This window comes from Rhizobium sp. CB3090, assembly GCF_029714285.1.
Lineage (GTDB): Bacteria > Pseudomonadota > Alphaproteobacteria > Rhizobiales > Rhizobiaceae > Rhizobium.
On the sequence record NZ_CP121663.1, the window covers coordinates 1,252,826 to 1,274,701 of the forward strand.

The window sequence follows — 21,876 nt, forward strand, 5'->3', positions numbered from 1 at the left end:
TCCCTCAACGCAGACTATCGGGTTTCGACTCGACGTCCACGATTGAGGGAATCTCGAAGGTTGCGTACGCCTTTTGAACATCGACCGGACATGGGTATTCGCCTCGCCGCATCAGCCTGTTGAGACGCAAGGCCCTGTAGTTTTCCGGAACGAATACGAGACCTTCGGGAAAGTGCCTGTTGACCTTGAGCTTTGCCGTCAATTCGCCCTGAGCGGACCGGACGGTGACCAGATCACGATCCGAAAGGCCGAGTTGAGCGGCGTCCTGCGCGCTCATCTCGACATAGGGGTCATCTGCGACCGTATTCAGGATCTCCGAGCGCTCGGAAACATATCCGTTGTGGAATAAGCAGTCGCCGGTGATGAGCATGAGCCGGTCGGCTGCTTTCGGTGCAGCAGGCGACGCGAAGAACTCGCCAGCCGGTGGCGGCGGCACCGCCTTGGTGAATGCGCCATCAGCGCCAAGCCCCTCCTGTGTCAGCCCCTGGTACGCAGGAATCAATTGGGCAATTTCGGCAAAAACTTCGCCTTGCACCGATGGCCGCAGGACTTGGTTGCGGAGCGCTGCGACGAAGTCGAAGATCGCCAGATTGCCTCGCGCCTCGAAGGCTGGCTCGCGAAATTTGCGGACCATTTGGGTTCGGCCCTCGTTGTTGGTGAAGGTGCCTGTTTCCTCGCCGTAACCTGCCGCGGGCAACACGACCTCTGCCAAACCCGCGGTATCCGTAAGGAAGGTGTCCTGCACGATCAGGAGATCGGCGGAACCAAGCGCTCGCGTGACGAAATCTCTGTCGGGATAGGCGATCAGCGGGTCGGCTCCGGCGATGTAGAGTGCGCCCATCTCTCCACCGACGCAGCGCTCCAGCATGGCGTCGAGACCCGCGCCGGGTTCAGACGGGATCTCGGCGCCCCACTTGCTTGCGAGAGTTGCGCGCGCCGCATCATCGGTGACCGCCCGCAGTCCGGGCAAAGCCGCCGGCAGAACTCCCATGTCCCAGGCGCCCATCTGATTGGCACGGTCGAAGAGGAATTGCATCGCCGGGTTCTTGCCGAGCAGGCGGAGAACCCGCATCAGGTTGTTGAGCTGTTGCAGCGTCGCCCGCGCTTCGGGTGATCTCAGCAGCTCAACGCTGACGAGCACAGTGACGCTGCGGCCTTTATTGAGCGCTTCGGCCAGGCGATCGGGCCCGTCCTTGCCGGTGCTCGCTCCCGGCCTGCCGAGTTTTGCGCTGATATCTGCCAAAGCATCACCCAGCAAGGTCTGGTCAGCGGCCGCCACGAGACCGGCTACCACCGCCGCGAGGCTCGCTGCTTCTCCGGCGGGGGGAACGCGAACAACCACCCGGGCATCGGCGTCCAGACGGGATGGCCGCGCCGAGAGCATGAGCAATGCAGCATGGCGCCGCCGCGCGCTGTCCCGCAGCATGTATTCAGTGACAGGGTTCTCCTCCGTGACATTGCCGCCAATGATGAGCACGCAGTCGTTGCCGATCACGTCATCGAGCGGCGCGCGGCTGTAAAAGCTTGTCACCAACGGACCAAGTATATCGAAGGGCGTGGACCAGCGCGTCGAACAGTCAATGTTGTTGGTCCGGAAGACCGTCCGCATCAGCTTCTGGAACTGATAAAGCACCTCATTCGGCAACCGCGGCGAGGCCAGCCCACCGGCAGCCTTGCTCTCGACGGCCGTCAGCCGCCGGCGCAGATAGTCCCCTGCTTCGTCCCAGGAAACCGGAACCAGGGCGCCGTCACGACGGATCATCGGCCGCTTGATCCGATCCCGGCTCGAGACGAAGTCCAGACCAAAACGTCCCCGCACGCAGAGCGTTTCGCGGTTGAGCCCCTGATCCCACTTGGAGCGGACCCGCATGAACTCGCCCTTGCGCGTGCCCACCGTTAGCTGGCAGCCCGTGCCGCAATGTGGGCAGACAGTATCGGTCTCCGCCAGGTCCCAGGGCCGCGCCTTATAGCGATAGGGGAAGCTCATCAGCGCGCCGACCGGGCAAACCTCGATGCAATTGCCGCATTGATCGCAACTCGCGAGACTGCCCTCGAAACCGGTGACGGCAGTATCCATGCCTTTTTCGACGGTGCCGAGCGCAACCGCGCCGACGACCTCCTCACACATCCGGACGCATCGCTGACACTGGATGCATCGGTTGACGTTCATGATGACCACGGGGCTGAGACGGATGTCTTCAGAGTGGAATACGCGCTTTTCATCGCGGAATCGGCTTTCGCGAGGCCCGTAGGCCATCACCATGTTCTGGAGCTCGCATTCGCCGCCCTTGTCGCAGATCGGGCAATCGAGAGGATGGTTGGCAAGCAGCATGTCGAGCATCGAGGAGCGCGTTTCCTCAATGAGCGGCGTGTTCGTCCGGACCACCATGCCGTCGGTGGCCGCGGTGGCGCAGGACGGCTGCAGCCGTCGCAGCCCCTCAATCTCGACCAGACACATGCGGCAGGAGGCGAGCGCCGGCAGGCGCTTCAGATAGCAGAAAGTCGGGATGTCGATGCCCAAACGCTGCGCAGCCTGCAGCACTGTCGAGCCAGCCTCAACTTCCAGCGTTTGTGTGTCGATCGTAATGCTGACCATGGCTTCCTCACGCCTCTCACCCAGCGCGCACCTCAGTGAAACGGGCACCTCCGCTCCTCGATATGGGCGACGAATTCAGATTCGAAATGCTCCAGCGCCGCCCGCAGCCCCATGGCCGCGCCGTCGCCCAGAGCACAGAACGTATTGCCGAAAATGCCCTTGCAGAGCGCCTTTAGCTGTTCGAGGTCGCCTGGTGCGCCCTCTCCGGCCTCAATGCGGCGCAGCACCTTCACGACCCAGTTCAATCCTTCTCGGCATGGTGTGCACTTGCCGCAGGACTCATGGTGGAAGAACTCGATGATCCTGGTGGCGACCTTGACCACACAGGTTGAGTCGTCGATCACGATCACCCCGGCGGAGCCCAGCATCGAGCCGACAGCCGACAGCGAGTCGAAGTCCATTCCGACGTCCAGACCCCGCTCCGGGATCAGCGGCGCCGAGACCCCGCCGGGGATCACCGCCTTGATCTTGCGCCCGGGCAGCGGGCCGCCGGCGTGGTCCTCGACCAGTTCGCGCAGCGGTATACCCATCGGTAACTCGTAAAGGCCGGGCCTGCGCACCTGTCCGCTGAGGCAATAGAGCTTCGGGCCGGGGCTCTTCTCCGGGCCGATGTCACGGAACCAATCAGCCCCCCGCATAACGATATGCGGCACGCAGACCAGTGTCTCGACATTGTTGATGACGGTCGGGCTGGCATAGAGCCCGGCAACAGCGGGAAATGGCGGTTTCAATCGCGGCTGGGCCCGCTTGCCCTCGAGCGACTCGAGCATTGCAGTCTCCTCGCCGCAAATATAGGCCCCCGCGCCGCAGTGGATGTGTATGGTGAAATTGAAGTCCGAGCCCAGAATGCCTCTTCCGAGGTAGTGCTTTTCATGAGCCTCGGCGATCGCTTGCTCCAAGCGCCGTATCGCCGTTACATATTCTCCGCGAATATAGACATAGGCGGTCTCGGCACCAATTGCGTAAGCGCTAACCGCCAGCCCCTCGATGAGCTGATGCGGGTCACGCTCCATGATGATCCGGTCCTTGAATGTACCCGGTTCGCCCTCATCGGCGTTGCAGCACAGATATTTGGGCTTATCGGCCCGCTTCGGCACGAAGCTCCATTTCATGCCGGTAGGGAATCCAGCACCGCCGCGACCACGCAGGTTGGACCTCTTGACGAGCTCGATAACCTCGTCAGGCGTATGCTCGTTGAGCACTTTTGCCAGCGCCTGATAGCCGCCCTCGGCCTCATAGGTCGAGAGCAAATGGCCGTCGGGCACTCCGATATTCTTGAGAAGAACCGGCTCGAACATGACTACGCTCCCGGCGGCCGCGCAGAGGCGTGCTCAATGCTCGCTGCCCGCCCCTCTGTCGCCCGAAGGCGGTTCAAGAGTGCATCGATCCTCGCGATGTCGAGGTTTCCGTGATAGTCGTCGCCGACCTGCATCGTCGGAGCCATCTCACAAGCGCCGAGGCATTCGACGGTCGAAAGCGTGAACAGCCCGTCCGGAGTGGTATCGCCCTTCTTGATCCCCAGCACCGTTTCCAGATACTTCAGTAGTTCCTCGGATCCGCATAGCATGCAGGAAACATTGTCGCAGAGCTGCAGGTGGAACATCCCCACCGGCTCGGTATGGAAATGGGTGTAGAAGGTCGCCAGTTCGTAAACCCAGATCCGCTCGACGCCGAGAATGTCTGCAACCTCTTCCAGCACGGGGCCGGGCAGATGGCCATGTTCCCTCTGGGCGATCAGAAGCGCAGGCATGATCGCCGAGCGCCGGTCGGGATACCGCACTGCAGCCTCTTCGATCTTTTCGCGCATGGTCATCGCGTTCAAATCCCTGCTACTTGTCCACCTCCGCCATCACGGGGTCGAGGCTGCCCAACACGGCGATCATGTCCGCCAGGTAACGAGCGTTGGTGACCCCGAAAAGTGCCTGAAGGTTGACGAACGAGGGTGCCCTCACCTTCATGCGGAACGGCTTTGGCGACCCGTCGCTGATGATGTAGAAGCCGAGCTCGCCCTTCGGCGCTTCGATCGCCGAATAGACCTCACCCTTCGGCACTTTGAAGCCGTAGGCAGACAGGTCGAAATGCTGGATGAGCGCCTCCATCGAACAGTGCACGCGATCCTTATCCATCGGGAAGGCGATTGTCGGCATGTCGATCTGGAACGGACCCTCCGGCATCTGCTCGATGCATTGTTCGATGATCCGGATGCTTTCGCGCATCTCATCGACCCGGCATCGCCAGCGTGCGTAGCAATCGCCCTCATTGCGGGTGATGACGTTGAAATCGAGCCGATCATAAATTTCGTAGGGTTCATCGCGCCGAATGTCCCAGTCCACTCCGGAAGCGCGCAGGTTCGGGCCGCTGAGGCCGAGATCGATAGCGTCCTCGGGGGAGATCACGCCGACGCCTTCAGTGCGCTTGAGGAACACCCTGTTATCTTCGAGCAACCGCTCATAGTCGCGAATCCGATTCGGGAAGATGTCGCAGAACTCCCTGATCTTGGGAAGGAAACCATCAGGCAGGTCTTCACGCACCCCGCCAACTCTGCAGAACGAGGTGTGCATGCGCGCACCGGTGATCATTTCCATCAGATCCATGATCATTTCACGCTCGCGCATGGCATAAAGGAGCGCGGTCATGGCGCCCAGATCCATCGGCAATGCCCCGGTGATCAGGAGATGGCCGGAAATCCGCGCCAGTTCGGCCATCATCACGCGGATATACTGCGCCCGCACCGGCGCTTCTATGCCCAGGAGTTTCTCCACTGCCAGCGCAAAGGCCAGATTGTTCGAGGGCGGGCAGAGATAGTCGAGCCGGTCCGTCAGCGGGAAAATCTGGGTATAGGTGAAGCTTTCTGCGAGTTTTTCGGTGCCGCGGTGAAGATAGCCGATATGCGGGTCCACGCGCTCGACGCACTCGCCGTCCAGTTCGAGGACGAGCCGAAGAACCCCATGAGTGCTGGGGTGCTGTGGGCCGAGATTGAGAAGCACTTCCCTGGTATTGAGCGCTTCGCCTTCCGGCCTGCTGAGCTCGGTGACTTCGGTCATCTCACCTTTCCGGCGTCGAACGGCCTCCTTGTGGAATGTCCCGCGTGGCAAGGTCCGGCTGCGTTGGCGGCGGACCTTCGGCACCGAAGGGGTTCAGCTTGTCCTTGTAACCGCGCAGGGGAAAATCCTTGCGCTGGGGAAAGCCCGCGAAGCCCTCCCACATGTAGATCCGGCGCAGATCGGGATGGCCCTCGAACCTGATGCCATACATGTCCCAGGCCTCGCGCTCATGCCAGTTTGCCGTGCGCCAGACGCCCGTGACCGAGGGAAGCTGCGGAGGGTCGCCAAGCCGGCATTTGATGCGAACTCGCCACCTGTTGGAGAGCGAATAGAGGTGGTAAACCGCTTCGAACCGCGGCGTTTCGGGATAATGATCAACTCCGCAGATGTCCGAAAGAAAATTAAACTGCAGCGCCGGATGTTCTTTCAGGAATCGGCAGAACTCGACGATCTTGGCAGGAGGAACAGCAAAGGCATGAATGCCGTGGGCGGCGCCGAGATCCTCGATTGCTCCCCCGAAACGCGCCATGATCAGAGCGGGATTGAGAGGCTGCTCCACGCTCATGACATTGCAACCCGGTCCAGAGGCGTTCCGGCCAGCGCGCGGGACCTCTTGATCTTCTCCTGAAGCAGGAGGAAGCCATGCATCAGCGCCTCCGGCCGCGGCGGACAGCCGGGCACATGCACGTCGACAGGCACGAAGGTTTCCGACCCCTGCACCACCGCGTAGGTATTGTAAACCCCGCCTGAAATAGCGCAGGTGCCCATTGCAATCACCCAGCGCGGTTCCGGCATTTGGTCATAAAGCCGCCGCACCACGGGCGCGAATTTTCGGGTCACGGTGCCGGCGATGATCATTACGTCGGACTGTCGCGGCGACGGGCGGAACACCACGCCGAAGCGGTCAAGATCATAGCGAGCGCACCCCGCCGAAATCATCTCGATGGCGCAGCAGGCAATTCCGAAGGTCTCAGGCCACAGCGCCGACCTTCGGCTCCAGCTAATAATGCTGTCGGCCGTCGTGAAAAGCACGCTGTCGCGGATCGCATCGTTTACGCCTCCCATTCCAGCGCTCCCTTCAGCCAGGCGTAGGCGAAGCCCACAAGAAGCAGCAACATGAAGACGAACATCTCGACATAGCCGACCAGCCCGATCTCTTTCAGGACGACAGCCCAGGGAAAGAGAAACATTGCTTCGACATCGAAGACGACCAGCAGGATGGCGAGAATAAAAAACGGCACCCGGAAGCGACCGCTGGCCGCCTCCCCCGCCGCGTCCATCCCGCATTCATAGGGCATGTTCTTCGCGGGATAGGGATTGGATGGGCGTAGTAGCGAGGAGACGAAAAGCGTCACCGTCGCCACCAGAACGACTCCGGCGACCATGAAAAGAACCGGCAAGAATTCCATCGCAGTCATATCACACTGCACCGGTCACCCAACTGGGGGCTTTCCTCGGGCGGCGACCAACCTTGTTTCGGACCGGTAAAGCGGTCGCTCCGGAAAGCTGCTTGGGCAATCCTTTCCTGTGTTTTCAGTTTATTCCGTCGGGCGGGTCATTGCAAATCCAATTGATCAGCCGCCAAACACCGAATGTTGGGCAAGCCTCAGAAACCACGACGGAAATAGGCCGATGCCGATTGTGCCGGCGGCGGTGACGGCGAGTGTGGCGCGCACCAATGGCGTCAGCGCCGGGGCGAAAGCTCTCCCTGGCTCGCGCATATAGATCACCATGACAATGCGGATGTAGAAGTAGGCGGCAACGGCGCTTAGCAGTACTGCGATCACCGCCAGCATGACGAAGCCCCGCTCGACGAGCGCGACTAACACGTAGAACTTGGCGAAGAACCCGGCCGTCGGCGGGATGCCGGCCAAGGAGAAGAGATAGAGCAGCATCAGAAGCGCAAGCCCCGGATGCGACTTGGCCAAACCCGCATAGTCTTCGATGATCTCACCCGAAAAATCACCATTCCGCATCATGATGACAGTACCGAAAATGCCGAGATTCATGAAAGAGTAGATCAGTAGGTAGAGCATGACACTGGCGATGCCGTCCGGACCGCCGGCGGCCACGCCGAAAATCGCGAACCCGGCATGGGCAATGCTGGAATAGGCCAGGAGGCGCTTGAAATTATCCTGCACCAGCGCCACGAAACTGCCGAGTGCCATCGTTGCAACGGCAATCACCGCAACGATGATCCAGACGTTCGAGGCTGCAACAAGCGGATTGAGAAACACGCGCAGGATCACCGCAAAACCCGCCGCCTTGGGCCCCACTGACATGAAGGCCGTAATCGTCGTCGGTGCGCCCTCATAAATGTCGGGCACCCACATATGGAATGGGACCGCGCCGACTTTGAACACCAGCCCCGCGACGATGAAAACCACCGCCAGTAGTAATCCGGGATCAAGCGGATCGCCGGTCACCGCTGCAGCCATCCCGTCCAACTGCGTCGTACCGGTGAGACCATAGACCAGGGAAACGCCGAAAAGGAAAATCCCGGTCGAGACAGAGCCGAGGATCACATATTTCAGCGCCGCTTCGTTCGACCGCCGCTGCTGGCGCAGAAAGCCGGTCAGCACATAGGTGCAAAGCACCATGAGTTCGAGCCCCACATAGATCGACAGGAGGTCGGTCGCCGAGGCCATGATCATCATTCCCGAAAGCGCAAAGAGCAACAGAACGTAGTATTCGCTGCTCCCGATCCCTTCGACATCGGCATATTTTCGTGAAAGGAGGAATGTCAGAACGGTAGCCAGGTAGAACACGAGCTTGAAGAAGACCGCGAAGCGGTCGGCGATGAACATGCCTGCGTAAGCCGGCCGCGCCTCGCTTGCCAGCATGAGGGTTGCCAGGGCGGCGATCAGCACAATCGCGACCGAAGCCCAGACAAGTAAATATTCCTGGTCCTTCCGCACAAACTGTCCCAGGATCAGCAGGATGCAGGCCCCGGTGACCACCACGATCTCGGGCATGCTCGCGAAGATCGACTGGAAGAGCGCGGCGTCAGTCATTGGCCACCCCCCTCACTGTGTACGTGCGCCAGCAGATGCTTTACCGAGACATCGATGATGCTGAGAAAGGGCTTCGGATAGAGCCCGATCCAAAGCACGAAGACGGCTAGCGGCAAGATCGCAGCCATTTCGCGGGCATTCACGTCGCGTATCTTGAACCGGATGCCGACGCTGGGTGGACCGAGCGCCACTTTCCCATACATGCCAAGCAGATAGGCCGCACCCAGCAATGCGCCCAAGATGGCCGCCGCGCCGGCGGCCAGATTGACCGCAAACCCACCCGACAACACCAGCAACTCGCCCACGAACGAATTCGTTCCCGGCAGCGCCATTGACGATAGGGTGAACAGCGCAAGAAACGCGGTGTAAACGGGCGCCACCTTCATCAGCCCGCCATAATCCGCGATGCTGCGAGTATGTGTCCGTTCATAGATCAGGCCGACAAACAGGAATAACGCGCCCGTCGTTACGCCATGATTGAACATTTGCAGAATGCCGCCCTCCAGCCCACGGAGGTTCAACGCAAAAATTCCGAGCGTCACGAAGCCCATGTGGCTGATGCTGGAATAGGCCACCAGCTTCTTCAGATCGTCCTGCGCCAGCGCAAGCAACCCGCCATAGACGATCGCAAGTGCCGAAAGCCCCAGCATCAGCGGCCCATAATACATCGACGCCTGCGGCAGCATCGGCAGCGAGAACCGCAGAAATCCATAGGCGCCCATTTTCAAGAGCACTCCGGCGAGTATGATGCTGCCCGCCGTCGGCGCCTGCACATGAGCGTCCGGCAGCCAGGTGTGAACCGGGACCATCGGCACTTTGACCGCGAAGGCGATCAGGAAGGCGAAGAACAGCCAGGACTGGATCCGGAACGGCAAATCCTGAGCGGTTAGCGCAAGGATGTCGAAGGTCTTGCCGCCGTGGAGATAGAGCACGATGACACCGATCAGGAACAGAAGGCTGCCCGCCAGCGTGTAGAGGAAGAATTTGAACGCTGCATAGACCCGGCCCTCGCCGCCCCAGACGCCTATGATCAAATACATCGGGATCAGCATGGCCTCCCAGAAGACATAGAACAAGAAGAGGTCGAGCGCGCAGAATACCCCCAGCATCAGCGCCTGCATGACCAGCAGAGTAACCATGAACTCCTTGACCTTGCGGTCGATCGCAACCCACGACGCGAGCACGCAGACGCCGCTCAACAGCGCAGTCAGAAACACGAAGAGCGCGCTGATTCCATCGATGCCGAGCGCGTAGGTGATGCCGAGTGCAGGCACCCACAGGCGCGTCTCGGTGAACTGCATCGTGTGGCTAGTGGTGTCAAAGTTCGCAAGCATGACGATGCAGAGAGCAAGGTCGAGGATGGTGACGGCAAGCGCCGTCCAGCGCGCCGCGTCGTCGCTGCGCAGAAACATCAGAACCGCTGCGCCGGCGGCAGGCGTGAAGATGATAAGGCTCAGAAGCGGGAAACCCATCGCACCCCCTACCGCCAGACCACGGCGAAAACGACGGTAGCTGCGATCACGCCGGCGATCATTGCCAGCGCATAATGAGTGACGACGCCGGTCTGAAGCCCCCGCAGCGCCCCGCCCCCGCGAAGAATCGAGCGAGCTACACCGTTCACGACGGCGTCCACGCCCGCGAGATCAAACTGAAGCCCCGATCGCGCCGCTCCATGCAGGAAGGGCAGCGCCGCGGTCTCGGACACGTCGCTCACCGCCTTCTCGTAGCGCGCCACTGGTTTTTCGGCGAGCCACATGAAGCACCGCGCGCCCTTGCGATAGAACCAGTCGGTATCGATGCTGATCGTGTTCTCGGGGTCGAGCGCTTTGAGGAACAGCACGAATCCCAAGGCGGTGAACATCAAGAGGCCGAGGCTCTCGGTAACATGGAGGCCGGTGTAGGGTTGAAAATCGACAGGATAAGGCAGAAGCGCATAGAGCGGCTGCGGGAACACTCCGATCGCGATGCAGAGCACCGCCGCCATGGCCATCGCAACCAGCATGTTGCTAGGCGGCTCCCGCGCCTCGATTTTCCGATCCGTGCCGAAAAACATGTAATACGGGAGCTTGAGCCCGGTGTGCAGGAAGGTCCCGGACGACGCCATCGTTAGCGCCAGCACCACAAGCGCCCGATGATCCTGTCCAGCGGCTGATATCACCATCGATTTGGTGACAAAGCCCGAGAAGAACGGAAATGCCGAGATCGCAAAAGCGCCGACCATGTAGAGTACCACCGTCAGCGGCATGGTCTTGTAGAGCCCGCCAAGCTCCGTGAGCTTGCGCCGCCCGGTAACGTGGATCACCGCCCCGGCCCCCATGAAGAGCAGCGCCTTGTAGAGGATATGCGCGAAGGCATGGCTGGCGGCTCCGTTCACCGCCATCTCAGTCCCGATGCCGATCCCCGCCACCATGTAACCCACCTGGCTGACGATGTGATAGGCGAGAAGCCGCCGGCAATCGTTCTCCAGCACCGCATAGATAACGCCATAGAGCGCCATCACGGTGCCGAGCCAGACCAGAATCTCGGTGCCTGGAAACGCCCGCGCCAGGACATAGACGGCGGTCTTGGTGGTGAAGGCGCTCATGAACACCGCCCCGGTAACAGTCGCCTCCGGATAGGCATCGGTCAGCCACGCGTTGAGCGGCGGCACCGCTGCATTGAGGATGAATCCGGCGAGGATCAGATAGGCGCCCGCACCCATCCCGCCGCTGAGCCCCCGCTCCATCGGCCCGAACAGCAGCGAGCCGGTGGCGAGACTGTGGAGAATGATGCCGCCGAGCAGAACGACGCCGCCGGTGATGTGGACCATGAGATACCGGAACCCTGCCCGGATCGCAGGTCCGCCGCACTGCGCGAAGACTAGGTAGGCAGACGCGAATGCCATGGCCTCCCAGAACATGTAAAGGGTCAGATAATCACCGGCGAACACTACACCGAGCGCGCCGCCGACATAGATGAAAGCCGCCACATGCTGGCCGGCGTCCGTCAGGTGGAGCGCATAGACCATGCCGATCAGCGCCATGATGGTGAAAACGGTGGCGAAGACGATGCTCAGCTTGTCGACCTTCGCGATCAGGAGTTCCTGCCCGATGAACCGCGCTTCACCATAGCTGCCGGGCTGCATCATGAGCACGGCGAGGATCGCCAGCGTGGGGATCAGCAGCAGATAGGCTTTACGGATCGACCCGCGGAGAAACGGGATCGGCAGAGCACCGAGAATGAAGAGCAAAGCGGGATGAATGAAGTCAGTCATAATAATCCTCGCGCCGCATCAGCCCGACCCGATGGCCGAGAAACTTGGAAACGAAGATGAGCAGCGTGCAGGAGCCGAAACCGTAGACGGCGGACCAGCCAGGCACGCGGTCCCACAAATATTCGGGGCCCTCTCGGGAGACCAGAAAGTCAGCCGCGACGATCAGAATGAGCACAAGATAGAGCAGTCGGCGCCTCTGCCTGGCATATTCCTCGTCACCAAAGAAATGGATGACACGCCTGATCATCGGATCACTCCATCCGCGAGAGTAAGGAAATAGCCGGGGAAGATGCCCATCAGCACCGATAGGATGGCGGTCGCGACAAGCGGGATCGTGACCATTGGAATTTCATGGACCGTCGCCGGACTTTCCTGCGCCTCCGTCCCGAAGAAAGCGGCATAGCTGACCGGCAGGAAATAGGCTGCGTTCAGGACCGAGCTCATCAAGAGCACGATCACGAATGCGATCTGCCCGGCCTCTACAGACCCCAAGGTCAGATACCACTTGCTGATGAAGCCTGCGGTCGGCGGTATCCCAATCATGCTCAGCGACGCGATGAAAAATGCGCCCATCGTCCAGGGCAGCCTGCGGCCAATACCCGCCATGTCGCTGATGTTTCGCTTGCCGGACGCGCAATAGATCGACCCGGCGCAGAAAAACAGGGTGATCTTTGAAAAGGCGTGCGCAGCCATGTGGATAATGCCACCGACCATGGCGACCGGCGATAGCAGAACCGCGCCCAGCACGATGTAGGAGAGCTGGCTGACTGTCGAATAGGCAAGCCTCGCCTTGAGGTCGTCCCGCGTCAGGGCATAGACAGACGCCATCAGGATCGTGAACGAGACCAGATAGGCCGTGGCGATGCCGAGGCCCAGCTCCCCGACTAGCTTGACGCCGAAGACATGGAACACCACTCGCAGCAAGCAAAATACGCCCATCTTGACCACCGCAACTGCATGCAGGAGCGCGCTGACCGGCGTCGGCGCCACCATCGCGGCGGGCAGCCAGGCGTGCATCGGCATCACCGCAGCCTTGGCGAAACCAAAAAGATAGCAGAAATAGACGACTGTCAGCAGCGCCGCTGAGGCATTGATGCCTGCCAATAATCCTCCCTCTCTAAAATCGAGCGACCCCGCTATGGAATAGGTCAGCGCCAGCGCTGCCAGCAGCACGCTTTTCGACGCTCCCATCAAATAGACGAGGTACTTGTGGGCGCCCTTCCATCCCTCTTCGTCCTCGTGGTGATAGACGAGCGGATAGGTGACGAGGCTGAGCACCTCGTAGAAAATGACCAATGTAAACAGATTTGCGGCGAAGGCCCCCCCGACGGCCGCCGCGAGGCTGGTGGCGAAGCAGGCGAAAAACCGGGTCTGCGCATGCTCGTTCAGATGCCGCATATAGCCAACGGAATAGATCGCGGCCACGATCCACAGAAGCGACGAGATCGTGGCGAACACCATGCCGAGCGCGTCGGCCCGGAAAGCGAACTCGACCCCCGGCAATATCTCGAACAGGCGCAAGTCGACTGTCCCGCCCGCCAGCACCGTAGGCGCCATCGAGGCAACAATCGCAAACAAAGCAATTGCGGCCAACGGCGAGACGACATCGCGGAGTTTCTCGCGGTTATTCAAAAGCAGAATTATTAAGGCCGCCAGGCCCGGGACGGCGACGGCAACCAGTGGCCGGATCGATATCACCGGGTCCAAGCCGCTATCCTTTCATCATGGTCACGTCGTCGACCTTGAGGGTGGATTTGTTCCTCACAAGGGCGACCAAGATGCCGAGGGCTACGGCAACCTCCGCCGCGGTAATTGCGATGACGAAGATCGCAAAGATTTGCCCGCGGAAATCGCCGTACTGACGTCCAAAAGCGATGAAATTGATGTTAACCGAGTTCAGCAGCAGTTCCAGCGACATCAGCACGATCAGAATATTGCGCCTCAGCAGCACACCGGCTGCTCCGATCACGAACAGGACCACTGCGAGCAAAATATACCACCAGAGCGGAACCATCAGCCCGACTCCTTACGCGCCAGAACAATGGCGCCGATCAAGGCCGCCAGCAGAATGACGGAGGCGACTTCAAACGGCAGGAGGTAGTCGGCGAAAAGTGTTGTGCTGAGCTGCCTGATCTCATCGCCGCCACGCATGACAACCGGCCCAGTGACCGAAAAGCGGTGGCTGCGGAGCACCAGCGCCAACATCTCGATCCCGAGCAAAACGAGCAGCACCAGAGCCGGTAGATTGCCACCAGGCAAAAACCGCTGCAACACCGCTTCGCGCACATCGATCATCATGATCACGAACAGGAACAAGACCATGATCGCGCCGACATAGACGAAGATCTGGATGACTGCGAGCAACGGCGCCCCGAGCAAGACGAAAATTGCGGAAATCTGCAGGAAACACGCCATCAGCGCCAATGCGCTGTGAACCGGATTGCGCGCCACGACCACCATCAGGGCCGCAATCACGGACACCGTAGCGAACAGAAGAAAGAACCCCTGATCCATCGACGCGACCCTCCCACGCGAGCTCTCACTCGGCGCGAGATGGCCGGATTCGAGTTAGCTCCGTACTTCAGGTGCATTCATAAATTGTGCCCTAGTATTGGATTTTTCACAAGATTGTTGTCACTAGCGGAGCAGGAAAGCCGGTCTCGATGTGATGAAAACGCCCCAGAAGGTCTGTAAGGACGTGCTGGAAGTGCTATGGTCGCTCAATCCTCGCGATCTCGACGGCCGGTCAGATGTCTCTTGCCTCATCGGCTGTCAGTGCGGTCTCCCGCGTGCCGGACACAATTATCTCCAAGACCTCGTGCTCGTCGGTGTTCTTGATGTAGCGGTCGCCGACATATTCACCGCGCTTGAGGACCATAACGCGATCACCCACAGCAAAAATGTCGACAAGGCGATGCGAGATGATGATCTGGGCAACACCCTGATTCTTCAACTCCAGCATGGTTTCAAGCAGCCGTTCGGTCGCCATCACGGAGAGGTTGGCAGTCGGCTCATCGAGAATCACGACGCGCGGCTCGAACGAGATCGCCCGGGCGATCGCCACGGATTGCTGGCGGCCGCCCGAAAGGCTCTCAACCTTTTGATAGACGGAGTTGACGTCGACTTTGAGCCGTTTCAGCACGCTATCGGCTTCCGCATACATCTTCCTGCGATTGACAAAGGGGCCTATCAGCGGCCAGCGGCCAAGAAATATATTCTGGCCGACGTCCAGGTTCCCGCAGAGCGCGAAGTCCTGATAGATCATTTCGATACCGACATCGCGGCTCTCATGCGGGCTCTTGAAGTGTACCGGCTGCCCGGCAACCAGGATTTCACCGGCGTCGCGTTGATAGGCGCCGGTCAGGATCTTCATCAGCGTCGACTTGCCGGCCGAGTTGTCGCCGACGAGGCCAAGAATTTCGCCGGGATAGAGGACAAGGTCAACTTTGCGGAGCGCCTGCACGGCTCCGAAGGCCTTTTCGATGCCCCGCATTTCCACAATCGGCTGTAGTGGTACCGCGTCAGCCATGGATGCCTTCCTCTGTTCGTGCGCCTCTCGCGAAGCGCTCTCGCAGGCGTCCGAAAATGTTGGCCTGGCGCACCCATATATCGATCAGCACCGCGACGATGAGGATGACGCCGATGAAGACATTGATCCAGTGCTGCGGCATGGTGAACCCCTGAACGTTGAGTTGAAGGAGTGCCCGGACGAGCGTGATGACGGCTGCGCCAGCAAGCGAGCCTATCATCGTGCCATAACCGCCAAAGATTGATCCGCCGCCGATGATCACCGAGGCTATGGCATCAAGCTCGCGGAATTGACCGGCGACGGGGTTGAAGCTGCGAAAGTACGCGACATTGATTATCCCGGCCATGGTTGCGCAGAGCGCCGAAAGCATGAGCGAGATGAAGCGCACGCGGTTCGCGTTGATACCAGCATAAGCGGCGGCTCGGACGTTGCCGCCGGCGGCGCAGACCTTCAGCCCGAACGGTGTGTAGGCAAGCACGACGCCGGCGATGAGGGCGACAAAAAACATCCAGATCGTCTGGACGCTGACGACCTCCGCCACCGTGCGGATGATCCCCGGCTGCAAGGTCAGACCGAAATGGAGGAGAATGTCGTTTATCTTGCGGCCGAGAAGATTGTAACTCTCCGGCCAGCCCGTCAGTTGCTGTCCTGCGACGAACCAGGCAGCCAGTCCCCGCGCGATGTAGAACATCCCGAGTGTCGCAATAAAGGCGGGTAGTTTGAAGCCGACCGTGACGACGGCGTTGACCAATCCGGCGACCGACCCGGCAAGCAGGCCCATCGCTATGGCGGTAAGCGGATCGGCGCCCAGCACCTTCAGGAAATAGGCCGCGGTGCTGCCTGCAAGCGCAAGCACCGAGCCTACGGAGAGATCGATGTCGCCGGCTGCGATGACATAAGTCATCCCGACTGCGATGATGGCTAGTTCCGTGTAGTTGAGCAGGATGGCGAAGGTGTTAGACAAATTCCACCAGTAGTCGGGCCTGAGCGCAAGGCCCGTCAGCCACAACACGGCTGTCAGGATGATGGCAAGCGCATCGCGCCGGGCAAGAAACTTACCGAGCCCCGTTGCCGACAGCGCCGTGTCGGTCGCCATGGCCCCTTTGGTCTGGACGCCTTCCAGCGCGACGCCACCGATCTCAGGGGCTTGCGGCGGCGGGCGGCCGCGGAGCCAAGCCCAGAATCGCGCAGCCGCCTGGCGCCGAATAAGGAAAGGTTCGATAAGCACGGCAATAACAAGAAGCAGCCCGAGGAAAACCAGCACAGCGCCTGCGGGCAGCGTGAACCGAGCACCGACCGCGATGCTTTCCCCGTCGATCACGACGGTGCGCGTGATCGGCCAGCCTTCGCGCAATACCTTATCGATCAGGACGACGACCGCCGCGCCGAGGCACGATCCGATCACGCGCCCGCGCCCGCCGAGGATCGATGCTCCGCCAATAATGACGGATGCGATAACGGTGAGCTCCCAGCTTACGCCGTAGAGAGGGGTCACACCCTTGTCCTGCGCGGCCGACAGAAGAGCCGCAAGGGTCGCGCAGAGCGACGAAAGCAGGTATGCGCGAGTCCGCACCCAGCGCGTGCGAATGCCGGCATAAGCGGCCGCCTGCTCGTTTCCCCCGGTGGCGAGGGTTTCGTAACCCCAACGCGTCTTTGCAAGCACATAGGCCCCGACAACCGCAGTGAGGAAGAAGATGGCAATCTGATTGTTGAAGCCGAGAGCATTCGTCTCACCGAGACGGAAGAACAGCGGATCGTAGTTCACCTTGCCGGAGTAGTAGATTGCCTGACCCTGCGTCAACGCGAGCACGAAGCCGCGACCGATGAAAAGCATTGTCAGCGTCGCTATGAACGCGGGCACCTTCAGGATCGTAACAAGCACGCCGTTGAGCAGCCCGATCATGGTGCCTAAAAACAAGCATAGGATCACGGACGTGACGACACCGAAGTCCAGAAAGCTTGGCGCAAAAAGCCTGGCGAAGACTACGGCGATCAGGCCGTAAGTTGAACCAACCGAAAGATCGAGATCTTTGTTGGCGATCACAAACGTCATTCCGACGGCGATGATCCCCACGCGGGATGTATCGCGCAGAAGCGCATGCAGGGCCTCCGTCGACCCGAAAAACGGCGGATTGACGATGATGCCCCCAAGATAGAGCAATGCAAGGAAGACCAAGAGCCCGGCTTCCCAGCCGCCGGCGAGCTGAGGTGGCGCACGGCCTAGCGATGTCGTCGTGGTAAGCCCCATGTTCCTACCGGTCAATCCTTGCCGCTGCGATGCAGGAAGGTTTGCACAATCCTGCATCATTCCAGATGCCGCTAAAGCATCCCGCCTTCAGGTAGATTCACCTGCGAGCGGATAAGCTGCTCTAGCGCCTAGTTTTCGAAGCGCTTTCCAACCTTTGCGACCGTATCCTTCGTCACGAGCTGGGCGCGCGTGTCGAGATTGGCGGCGGAAATGCCTCGATCGATTTGCAGATAGAGCTGCATGACAGGCCAAAAGCCCTGCAGGAACGGCTGCTGCCCCAGCGAGCCGGTCAGATTGCCTGCGGCAATACCTTCCTGCTGCGCCGGGCCGAGATCGAAACCAAAAGCGCAGAACTTGTTCGTCAGCCCCATCTGGGCCACTGCCTTGACGAGCGGTGGGGTGAAGACGTTGTTGGCTGTAAAGGCGCCGACCACGTCGCCGCGGGACTCGAAAAGCGAAACAAGTGCGTTGACCGGATCGTTCGCATTGGTGTCTATGCCGACATTCTCCGGGCCGGCATCGACCTTGAAGGCGTCGAGCTTGCCGGCGTCCTTCAGCGTCTTGACGATGGCGTTGAAAGCGGCCGTTACGCGGTTGTTCACTTCAACATTACCCATCGCTGTCGACGATGGCAGGAGAATCGAGCCGCTCGTCTTGCCGCTTTTCAGCACGCAATTTGCGAGCGCCTCGCCGCCGATCGCCGCGGCGGATGCATCTTGACCTGTGTGGCTTATGCTACTGCGGTGCAGCAGGGTCGGATCGTAGGAATTGGTCGTGGCGATCGGGATGCCAGCCGCCTCGGCCGCCTTGACGATATCATTGTAGGCGCCGACCTGCGGCGTCGTCATGATAATCCCGTCAATGGTCGGGTCCTGAACGATCTGGTTCAGGATCTCGATCTCGCGGGCCGGATCGTCCACCGGCGATTCCGAACCAAGCAGCAATATTTTGGCTCCGATCATGTTGGCGGCGACGGTTGCGCCGACATAGACAGGATCAAAAAAGCCATTGCCCGCCGTGTGCGTCACGATTGCGAAAGTCAAATGACCATCAGCCGAGTGGAAGTTCTTCGTGCCAGGGGCTTCCTTAGCGGCCTCAGCGAAATTGTAGCCGCCAACCGCCTTCTCCACACTGCCAGACTGCGCAAATGCGTGCAAAATGCCAAGCAACAGTACCGCGGTCGATGCCGCGTACAGCAAAATCCGCCTCATGATTGGTCCTCCCATGAAACCAAGGGAGGAGAGCCGTTCGAGCGCAATTTATCGAGAGTGGGGCCGAAGGCTTCCTCCCTAACTTGCTAATATTCTGCGCTATTCTGATGCAAGTAAACGATGAACTCACCGTATTGGCGAATTTGTTCGCCTTAGAAACATCCGATGATCTTTTTTCGCGGAATCCAACAGGTCAACTTTCGGTAAAGCTGGAAAATATCCTGGCAGCTCAAGTCCGACCGCCCGCTCCGCACGAGGTTGGCACCCATGTCTTCGCTCTGTTACCTATGTCTCCGGGTCGGACAGGGGGCGGACACACGTCGGCTGGCTTGGCAGTTGAAGCGATACGAACCGCCGACCCTGTTATTCCTAAGTCGGGCAGTTGATAAGAATGGAACCGGGAGCCCGCGCCATCCGGTTGCAATGGGGCGGCTCTCGCTCACGAACGCCCTACCCTGCCACGCTATGCCGAAACAAATGACAATTGTGGGCATAACGACCGAGACTTGACACATGTGCTCAAATGAAGGCCGACGTGGCTTCATGGGCAGCAGAAGTGACGCCCAACTCACGCGACCACCTTCCGGGTTGATTGTAGCCTACCGTTTGTTCAAGCAGTCATGAACAACGGCGACGTCCAGATGCGGGATTGATCCCTCTGTCTCGCTGTCAGAAACAACGGATGTTCGCGTCCATCCTGCAATCCGAGTTCGGCAATCGGTATCTTGCCTGAGAGATCGCGCGGCAAAATATGATCGGTGACGCGCTCCAGCAGAAGCCTAAGCTCGATGCCCGGAAGATCAACCGAGATGGAGCCCTTTTCGATCAACTCGTTTCCGCTTGCCGTCAGCAACACTTCGGGCGCATGGACATGTGGCGGTGGCTGCAGCGGATCTCCAATCTTGCTGTAACCGTGGAGCTTGGCGTCGATGACGATGCGCGCGTCGCGCAGATCGGAAAGTCTAAGCTCGATTCCGTCGACGTCGCCGTGCGTTGCCGTTTTGAAACCGAGCCTGCAGAGACCCGTACGCCACACACTCTGTTCGGGATGGTCGAAGCCGACTCCGCGGGCATCCAAGAGCGCGGCGCCTGTCACGGCGACCTCTCCGCTCCAATAAGCAGCCCGATAGCGATCCTTGATCCGCGCGCCGCCGAAGCGGATGCGCACGCTCCGCTCGCTGAAGCCCGCTTCGGCGTGCAGATCGCGGCGCCAGACTACGCGGTCGCCGGCAAAGAGCTGAACCTCTTCCCAGCCGGCATGGCCAAGTAGGCGGTAGGAGAGCGGCTCATTGGGCTCGGCGTCGAACACCTCGCCCATGAAATGCCTTCCCTGGGACAGAACAGCAAAACTGCGTTCGCCGGTCGTGGCAAAGGTTCGCCTTGCGCGAAGCGCGCTGCCCACGCCGGAGCGGTCGAAACGGTCGGCGATGACGCCGGTAAGCCCGCCGCGCGCGCCGAAGGTTCCGGTGGCCGGCGCACCGCCACCGCAGCGGCCCTGGTGTTCGTCGCTGGCAGCGGAGGCGCCGACCCTGTATCCGCGTGCCAGGGCTTCGGTGTACAGCCAATGGAATTGCCCCCAGGCGGAGCCGATCTCAATGAGACGTTCCAGCTCAGGGTGGTTCCAATCCAGGATGCAGCGCCGGCCGCCCACATGCGGGATCAGCAAATGACCTTCCGGATCATCTTCATAGGCGGCATAGAGCCGATCCACCGGCCAGATACCAGGCCGGATCGTTCCGGCCGTCGTCTCATTCCATTCGAAAGAGCGAAGGGAGCACCCCTTCTCGTCGAAGGGAAAGCGGGGTTTGCCATCGCGCAGGAAAACGACGTTGCGGTCACCGCCCGCGGCGGAGTTGCCGCACCATTCCGTGCCCGGATAGCAGACGAAGCGGCCGGGTTCGTTGAGTTCGTGGATGATCTCAACGGCCTTGTCCCAATTCGCCTCGGTGATGTTGAAATCGTTGACCGTGTAGCCCACCACGTCCAGACCGGCGATGTCGCGTCCGTAGGTCAGATTGTAGGTCGCGTCATTCGTTCCGACGGTATCGTCGGAATGAATGTGCAAATCCGCATAGAGAGGGCGCAAGGCTCCCTCTTCGCTCTGCACATAGGCGACCGCCGGAGCGGCAGACGAGCCGCCGTTCAGCCGGGCTTCCAATTTCCATTCGCCGGCGTCGGTGAAGGAAAGGCCGGAAATCCGCGCGAACGTCCAGCCCTCTGCGGCGAAAGCGATCGGTTCTAAACGTTCCGTCCCATCCGGGGCTGTAATCGCGAGCACACCCTCTAGGTCATGGTCACGGCAGGTATTTCCCCAGATGTCGTCGACACGCACAACCGCATCAAAGGATTGCGCGAGGCCAACCAACCGCGGCGCGATGACCTGAAGGGCGTGCGGTTGGTCGGCCAAGATCTCTAGCTTGCAATCGCCCGGCACTTCCGCAAATTTCGAGCTGCCCAACGGGTCGATGAACAGCCGGAAACGAAACGCCTTTTCCACGAAAGTCTGCACACGGGTGCCCGCCCCGCCTTGCCGCCGATCGCCGAGGCGGATGACGATTTTATCGCCGGGATTGAGATAGCCGTCGACGACGTCGATGATGACAGCCTTTTGGAAGGGACGTTCGTGTCCCTTCTGATCGAAACGGACCTTCAGTGCCTGAACCGTGGCAGGGCTTTGCCCCGCCGCCAGAGGGCCGGCATGGTATTCGGCGGAAACATAGTTGGCGCCGGTCGGATCCGTTGTCTGGAACAGCGCCCAGTCGGAATAGAACTTGAAGGCGAGCTTCAGCCATGCGCCGTCGGCTAGACCGACAGCGCCAACCTCGTAAACGAGCTCCAGTTCGGTCCACTCGCCGGCGATCAGCGTCTGCCTCTGACAGGTCAGACGGCCGAGGAAGGGGAGAGTATCGAAATGATCGGCGAGGCCCGTCGGAGAATGAACGGTGGCTTGAAGCGTCTCGCGCGGCAAAATCTCTGTCATG

General features: G+C 60.3%; 18 protein-coding genes. All 18 read right to left on the minus strand.

The genetic code is table 11. The features are described from left to right. Positions 1-4 precede the first annotated feature (4 nt). A complete protein-coding gene (gene nuoG, locus QA646_RS24510) occupies positions 5-2,596 on the minus strand; it encodes an NADH-quinone oxidoreductase subunit NuoG (RefSeq protein WP_283059334.1) in 2,592 nt (863 codons plus the stop codon). A gap of 32 nt (positions 2,597-2,628) precedes the next feature. Continuing rightward, positions 2,629-3,894 (minus strand): NADH-quinone oxidoreductase subunit NuoF, encoded by a 1,266-nt coding sequence (nuoF, locus tag QA646_RS24515; RefSeq protein WP_283059335.1) that lies wholly within the window; start codon positions 3,892-3,894, stop codon positions 2,629-2,631. Between the two features lie 2 nt (positions 3,895-3,896). Beyond that, entirely contained in the window at positions 3,897-4,409 is a 513-nt protein-coding gene (gene nuoE / locus QA646_RS24520; protein ID WP_283059336.1) for an NADH-quinone oxidoreductase subunit NuoE, read from the minus strand. Positions 4,410-4,425: 16 nt separating this feature from the next. Beyond that, on the minus strand, positions 4,426-5,640 hold the full coding sequence (nuoD, locus tag QA646_RS24525) for an NADH dehydrogenase (quinone) subunit D (protein ID WP_283059337.1): 1,215 nt from the start codon (positions 5,638-5,640) through the stop codon (positions 4,426-4,428). 1 nt (position 5,641) lies between these two features. Next, positions 5,642-6,205: an NADH-quinone oxidoreductase subunit C gene (locus QA646_RS24530; RefSeq protein WP_283059338.1), complete on the minus strand. Its 564-nt coding sequence runs from the start codon at positions 6,203-6,205 to the stop codon at positions 5,642-5,644. Then, the gene (nuoB, locus tag QA646_RS24535) at positions 6,202-6,705 is read right to left on the minus strand and encodes an NADH-quinone oxidoreductase subunit NuoB (protein WP_283059339.1); all 504 of its coding nucleotides are present in this window, start codon (positions 6,703-6,705) and stop codon (positions 6,202-6,204) included. Before nuoB ends, QA646_RS24530 begins: the two co-directional genes overlap by 4 nt. Beyond that, positions 6,693-7,058 carry an NADH-quinone oxidoreductase subunit A gene (locus QA646_RS24540; RefSeq protein WP_283059340.1) on the minus strand — a complete coding sequence of 122 codons (366 nt, stop codon included), beginning with the start codon at positions 7,056-7,058 and terminating at the stop codon, positions 6,693-6,695. The genes nuoB and QA646_RS24540 overlap by 13 nt, the downstream gene beginning before the upstream one ends. A 156-nt stretch (positions 7,059-7,214) precedes the next feature. Next, the gene (locus QA646_RS24545; RefSeq protein ID WP_283059341.1) at positions 7,215-8,654 is read right to left on the minus strand and encodes an NADH-quinone oxidoreductase subunit N; all 1,440 of its coding nucleotides are present in this window, start codon (positions 8,652-8,654) and stop codon (positions 7,215-7,217) included. After that, complete coding sequence (locus QA646_RS24550; RefSeq protein WP_283059342.1) at positions 8,651-10,126, minus strand: NADH-quinone oxidoreductase subunit M; 1,476 nt, start codon at positions 10,124-10,126, stop codon at positions 8,651-8,653. Before QA646_RS24550 ends, QA646_RS24545 begins: the two co-directional genes overlap by 4 nt. Before the next feature lie 8 nt (positions 10,127-10,134). Further along, positions 10,135-11,907, minus strand: coding sequence for a Na(+)/H(+) antiporter subunit D (locus QA646_RS24555; protein ID WP_283059343.1), 1,773 nt, complete (start codon positions 11,905-11,907; stop codon positions 10,135-10,137). After that, positions 11,900-12,154 carry a hypothetical protein gene (locus tag QA646_RS24560; RefSeq protein WP_283059344.1) on the minus strand — a complete coding sequence of 85 codons (255 nt, stop codon included), beginning with the start codon at positions 12,152-12,154 and terminating at the stop codon, positions 11,900-11,902. Before QA646_RS24560 ends, QA646_RS24555 begins: the two co-directional genes overlap by 8 nt. Continuing rightward, positions 12,151-13,614: a monovalent cation/H+ antiporter subunit D family protein gene (locus tag QA646_RS24565; RefSeq protein WP_283059345.1), complete on the minus strand. Its 1,464-nt coding sequence runs from the start codon at positions 13,612-13,614 to the stop codon at positions 12,151-12,153. Before QA646_RS24565 ends, QA646_RS24560 begins: the two co-directional genes overlap by 4 nt. A gap of 4 nt (positions 13,615-13,618) precedes the next feature. Next, positions 13,619-13,921, minus strand: coding sequence for an NADH-quinone oxidoreductase subunit NuoK (nuoK, locus tag QA646_RS24570; RefSeq protein ID WP_283059346.1), 303 nt, complete (start codon positions 13,919-13,921; stop codon positions 13,619-13,621). Beyond that, positions 13,921-14,421, minus strand: a complete 501-nt coding sequence (locus QA646_RS24575) for an NADH-quinone oxidoreductase subunit J (protein ID WP_283059347.1) — start codon at positions 14,419-14,421, stop codon at positions 13,921-13,923. Before QA646_RS24575 ends, nuoK begins: the two co-directional genes overlap by 1 nt. Before the next feature lie 232 nt (positions 14,422-14,653). Continuing rightward, a complete protein-coding gene (locus tag QA646_RS24580; protein ID WP_283059348.1) occupies positions 14,654-15,436 on the minus strand; it encodes an ATP-binding cassette domain-containing protein in 783 nt (260 codons plus the stop codon). After that, positions 15,429-17,684, minus strand: a complete 2,256-nt coding sequence (locus QA646_RS24585; protein WP_283059349.1) for an ABC transporter permease — start codon at positions 17,682-17,684, stop codon at positions 15,429-15,431. The genes QA646_RS24580 and QA646_RS24585 overlap by 8 nt, the downstream gene beginning before the upstream one ends. Before the next feature lie 128 nt (positions 17,685-17,812). Continuing rightward, the gene (locus tag QA646_RS24590; RefSeq protein WP_283059350.1) at positions 17,813-18,895 is read right to left on the minus strand and encodes a substrate-binding domain-containing protein; all 1,083 of its coding nucleotides are present in this window, start codon (positions 18,893-18,895) and stop codon (positions 17,813-17,815) included. A 610-nt stretch (positions 18,896-19,505) separates the two neighbouring features. Next, a complete protein-coding gene (locus QA646_RS24595) occupies positions 19,506-21,875 on the minus strand; it encodes a hypothetical protein (protein WP_283059351.1) in 2,370 nt (789 codons plus the stop codon). Between the last annotated feature and the right edge of the window lies 1 nt (position 21,876).